Raw genomic sequence first — 4,290 nt, 5'->3', positions numbered from 1 at the left:
ATGGAATTTTATAATGAAGAACGATACCAAACGAAATTAAACAGCCTAACACCGTTAGAATATCGGTACCAGGCTGCGGCATAGATTTTTATTTTTTTACTGTCCACTTGACAGGGCGCAGTTCACTCGCCCCAATGTCCCGCTTTTTGCATTATTTTTTTGCGATGATTACAAAATGGCCTTTGTCGAGCTCTGCTTCGTATCTGTCTGCTTCAGCGGCGGATAGACCGAGATTTTCAAATTGATTCCGAAGCTCGTCACCACGGGATCGAAAGACATTTGCAATTTTATCCAAGACTCCCTCTTCCTCCATGCCTACTTGATTTACATGCAGATTTTCCGAAAGCTTGTCTGTTTGATCCGGCTCGTGGGCTACAACGTAAATTTCATCTTTTGTATAGCCTTGTATCGTTAATTGATCAATTTTCTCTTTTGCCTTCACGCTATTTTCAACGACATAAACATTTTCCATTATTAAAACCTCCTAAGATGTTTTCCGAGTTTATGTTTCTTTTTTTACTTACAATCTATGTTTAACCGCTCTAGCGAAAATAAAACATCTTCATCTTGCAGAAACCGGATTATCCTGTTATAATAATCATTAATTAAACACTGGTATCTTTAATTCAGTCCTGTGAGGCTGACAAGAACAGCGGGAAAGTAAAAGATATATCTGCATTAGTATGTACTGCAGGTACCATATCTTTATACTTAAAAGAGGCTAATTGTCAGCAAATGCTGATGATTAGCCTCTTTTTTTACTTCCTCATGAATGGATAATGGATACCAGCTATAATGAGGAGGAAACGAAATGGAAAAGTTTGATCCAGAATTTTCTCGGCAAGCTGTCCCAATGGGAAACCGTAATAACTTTTGGAAAATCTTATCTGTCATGCTCGGGATGACATTTTTCTCAGCAAGTATGCTCGCAGGTGGCGAGCTCGGACTTGGCCTTACGTTCACACAGTTCATGCTGATTGTTTTGATTGGGAATTTCATTTTAGGAATATACACTGGTTCGCTAGCCTATATTTCAGCAAAAACTGGTCTATCAACCCATCTATTAGCAAAATATGCCTTCGGAGAAAAAGGTTCACATCTCCCTTCTTTCCTGCTTGGCTTTACACAAGTCGGCTGGTTCGGAGTCGGGGTTGCCATGTTTGCGATTCCTGTTGCAAAAATACTCGGCTGGAATGTGTTTGCTCTTATTTTCCTTTTTGGGATTGCGATGACAGCGAGCGCCTTATATGGGATGAAGTCACTCGTTCTGCTCGGGTACATTGCGGTGCCTGCGATTACAATTCTTGGTACGTATTCGATGTTTCACGCAACAGAAGTAATCGGCGGGCTGCAAGGACTCGTCGCCTATGAACCGGTGACATCGGTTTCCGTGGCAGCGGCGCTTACGATTTGTATTGGTTCTTTCATCAGCGCCGGTTCACTCACACCAGATTTTACACGTTTTTCCAAATCACCACGCCAAGCAGTGACAGCAACGGTCATCGCCTTTTTACTAGGTAACACACTCATGTTTATATTCGGTGCATTTGGTGCAATGGCATATGGTCTTGCTGAGATTTCCGAAGTTCTCTTTTTACAAGGGCTAGTTATTCCGGCGATTGTCGTCCTTGGCTTAAATATCTGGACAACGAATGACAACGCGCTTTACGCTTCTGGATTAGCTTTTGCGAATATCACGAATATGCCGAAGAAGTTGTTTGTCATCATTAACGGACTCGTTGGAACACTTTTTGCGATGTGGATGTACAGTAATTTTGTTGGATTTTTAAATGTGTTAGGAGCGGCCATCCCTTCGATCGGGGCGATTATTATTGCAGACTATTTCTTTATCCGCAAGCGAAAATATGCCGAATTTAAAGCCGTGCAATTTCAAAAAGTGAACTGGATTGCAATGATTGCTTGGGCAGCAGGCGTTGGTCTAGCCCAATTCGCTCCAGGAATCAGTCCGTTAAATGCCCTGATTGGAACTGGTATTGTATATATTTTATTAACGAAAATTTTACCTCAAGAAGATTTTGTAAAAGGAGTTGCTATGTCTAGTGATCATTAAGAATTGTACGTTACGTGGACAAGATGGAACATTTCATATTATGATTCAAGATGGTATTTTTGAAAGAATTACAACGAATGAGACAGAATTACCTCAAGATACGGAGGTTCTCGATGTCGAAGGCGCGCTTGTTCTTCCTCCATTTATCGAGCCTCATATCCATTTGGATACGACCCTTACAGCGGGGGAACCTGAATGGAATCGGAGTGGTACATTATTTGAAGGAATCCAGCGCTGGGCCGAGCGGAAAGAGTCTCTTACGGGAGAAGATGTGAAAGAACGGACGAAAACCGTACTTGAATGGCAGATTGCCCAAGGGATTCAGCATGTCCGCACACATGTGGATGTGACAGATCCTGATTTGACAGCTTTAAAAGCAATGCTCGCTGTGAAGGAAGAGATGAAAGATTATCTCGACCTGCAAGTAGTCGCATTCCCGCAAGAAGGAATCCTTTCTTATCCGAACGGGAAAGAGCTTCTCGAGGAGTCGCTTAAGCTCGGGGCGGACGTCGTTGGCGGTATTCCCCACTTTGAATTCACTCGCGAGTATGGGGTTGAATCATTGAAAATTGCTTTTGACTTAGCGGAAAAATATGACCGGCTTATTGACATCCATTGCGATGAAACGGATGATGAACAATCCAGATTTGTGGAAGTTGTTGCTGCAGAATCCTTTAAGCGTGGGCTTGGAGCGAGAACTACTGCAAGCCATACGACAGCGATGGGTTCTTATAATAATGCATATACATCTAAATTGTTTGGATTATTGAAAAAGGCAAATATTAATTTTGTCTCAAATCCCCTAATCAATATTCATTTACAAGGTCGGTTTGATACGTATCCGAAACGACGCGGGTTAACGCGGGTAAAAGAACTGCTGGAGGCGAATTTGAATGTCTGCTTCGGCCACGATGATGTTTTTGACCCTTGGTATCCATTAGGTACGGGTAATATGTTGAACGTATTGCATATGGGAATCCACGTTGCGCAATTGATGGGCTATGAAGAAATAGTTAATTCTATCGATTTGATTACAGCAAACAGCGCACGCACCTTGTATATTGAAGAGCGCTACGGGATTGAAGCCGGAAAACCGGCGAACTTTATAGTTTTAGGAGCGGAAAATGAATATGAAGCGGTTCGGAAACAAGCAATTGTCCGCTACGCCTTCCGGAACGGCAAAAAAATAGCCGAAACAAAACCAAGCGAAACCCATATCAACTTAACCACAAAAAAAGAAATCACATTTTCAAGATAAAGTGGCGGGTGGGACATTGGGGTCAGAGCACTTGTCCTAGAACTTCTGGGAGAAGTGCTCTGACCCCAATGTTTCATTATTCGTTTATCAGCTTACTAAGATAACGGATTGTTTCAGCCCGGTTTTTTAATTTTAATGTTTTGTACACCTTACTCACGTAGTATCGAACAGATTGATCAGGCAAATCCAGCTCTTTTGCGATCTCTTGATTTTTTTTCTTAAGAAACATTAAATATAAAATATCCAATTCCCGTAAAGATACATCGATTTTCTGTTTACGCAAGCTTTCTTTTAAAATCATTTTCTTTAGCAAATCAATTTGATGGAAGCCTTTAATTAATTCATGGGCAATTTTTCCGGAAAGAATATATTGATCGTTATGTACATCCCGTACGGAACTGATGAATTTTTCTGGAGAGAGATCCTGAAGTAAAATACCATCCGGCTTATTCTTAACCCACTCATAAAACAAAACGGAATCGACCTTTGGCGAAAGATAAACCAGCTTCACCTTCGAATGACCCTTCCAATATTGATAAACAGCATTTTCCATTCCAGTTTGCAGCTTCTTCATATTAAATAATATAATCGATGGCTGTAACCTTTCCAGTTGTTCCAAATAATTATTTTGCTCATGAAGTACCCCTACCACTTCCATATCTGCTTCTGCATTTATAATGAATTGTAGCCCCTCACTATATACATTTAAATCATCGCCAATAACAACTCTCATGATAAACACCCTCTATATATTGATAAACCTACCCAATTCATAGTATAAAAAGCCGAACTAAACAATTTCTAAACGCAAATAAGAAAACGGGACAAGAGGGTCAGTGAACTGCGCCCTGTCAAGTGGACAGTAAAAAAATAAAAATCTATGCCGCAGCCTGGTACCGATATTCTAACGGTGTTAGGCTGTTTAATTTCGTTTGGTATCGTTCTTCATTATAAAATTCCA

The 4,290-nt window shown here is 40.8% G+C and carries 4 protein-coding genes; 2 read left to right on the top strand and 2 right to left on the bottom strand.

Translation table 11 applies throughout. The features are described 5' to 3' along the window. Positions 1-151: 151 nt before the first annotated feature. Entirely contained in the window at positions 152-472 is a 321-nt protein-coding gene (locus tag LZD48_RS18270) for a YflT domain-containing protein (RefSeq protein ID WP_235764124.1), read from the bottom strand. Positions 473-811: 339 nt separating this feature from the next. On the opposite strand from LZD48_RS18270, the gene codB reads away from it, so the two are divergent. After that, positions 812-2,071: a cytosine permease gene (gene codB / locus LZD48_RS18265; RefSeq protein ID WP_235764123.1), complete on the top strand. Its 1,260-nt coding sequence runs from the start codon at positions 812-814 to the stop codon at positions 2,069-2,071. Continuing rightward, on the top strand, positions 2,061-3,329 hold the full coding sequence (locus tag LZD48_RS18260; RefSeq protein WP_310739877.1) for a cytosine deaminase: 1,269 nt from the start codon (positions 2,061-2,063) through the stop codon (positions 3,327-3,329). Before codB ends, LZD48_RS18260 begins: the two co-directional genes overlap by 11 nt. Before the next feature lie 76 nt (positions 3,330-3,405). On the opposite strand, the gene LZD48_RS18255 is transcribed toward LZD48_RS18260, so the two are convergent. Continuing rightward, positions 3,406-4,062: a LuxR C-terminal-related transcriptional regulator gene (locus LZD48_RS18255; protein WP_235764122.1), complete on the bottom strand. Its 657-nt coding sequence runs from the start codon at positions 4,060-4,062 to the stop codon at positions 3,406-3,408. Between the last annotated feature and the right edge of the window lie 228 nt (positions 4,063-4,290).

The sequence above is a fragment of the Oceanobacillus alkalisoli genome, from assembly GCF_021556485.1.
Taxonomy (GTDB): Bacteria; Bacillota; Bacilli; order Bacillales; family Amphibacillaceae; genus Oceanobacillus; species Oceanobacillus alkalisoli.
Note: the sequence above shows the minus strand (reverse complement) of the source record. Positions and strands in the feature narration are given on the sequence as shown.

Bases quoted from the DNA above. Each gene is read 5' to 3' on its own strand.
- LZD48_RS18270 (WP_235764124.1), bottom strand. From the start codon at position 472: ATGGAAAATGTTTATGTCGTTGAAAATAGCGTGAAGGCAAAAGAGAAA.
- codB (WP_235764123.1), top strand. From the start codon at position 812: ATGGAAAAGTTTGATCCAGAATTTTCTCGGCAAGCTGTCCCAATGGGA.
- LZD48_RS18255 (WP_235764122.1), bottom strand. From the start codon at position 4,062: ATGAGAGTTGTTATTGGCGATGATTTAAATGTATATAGTGAGGGGCTA.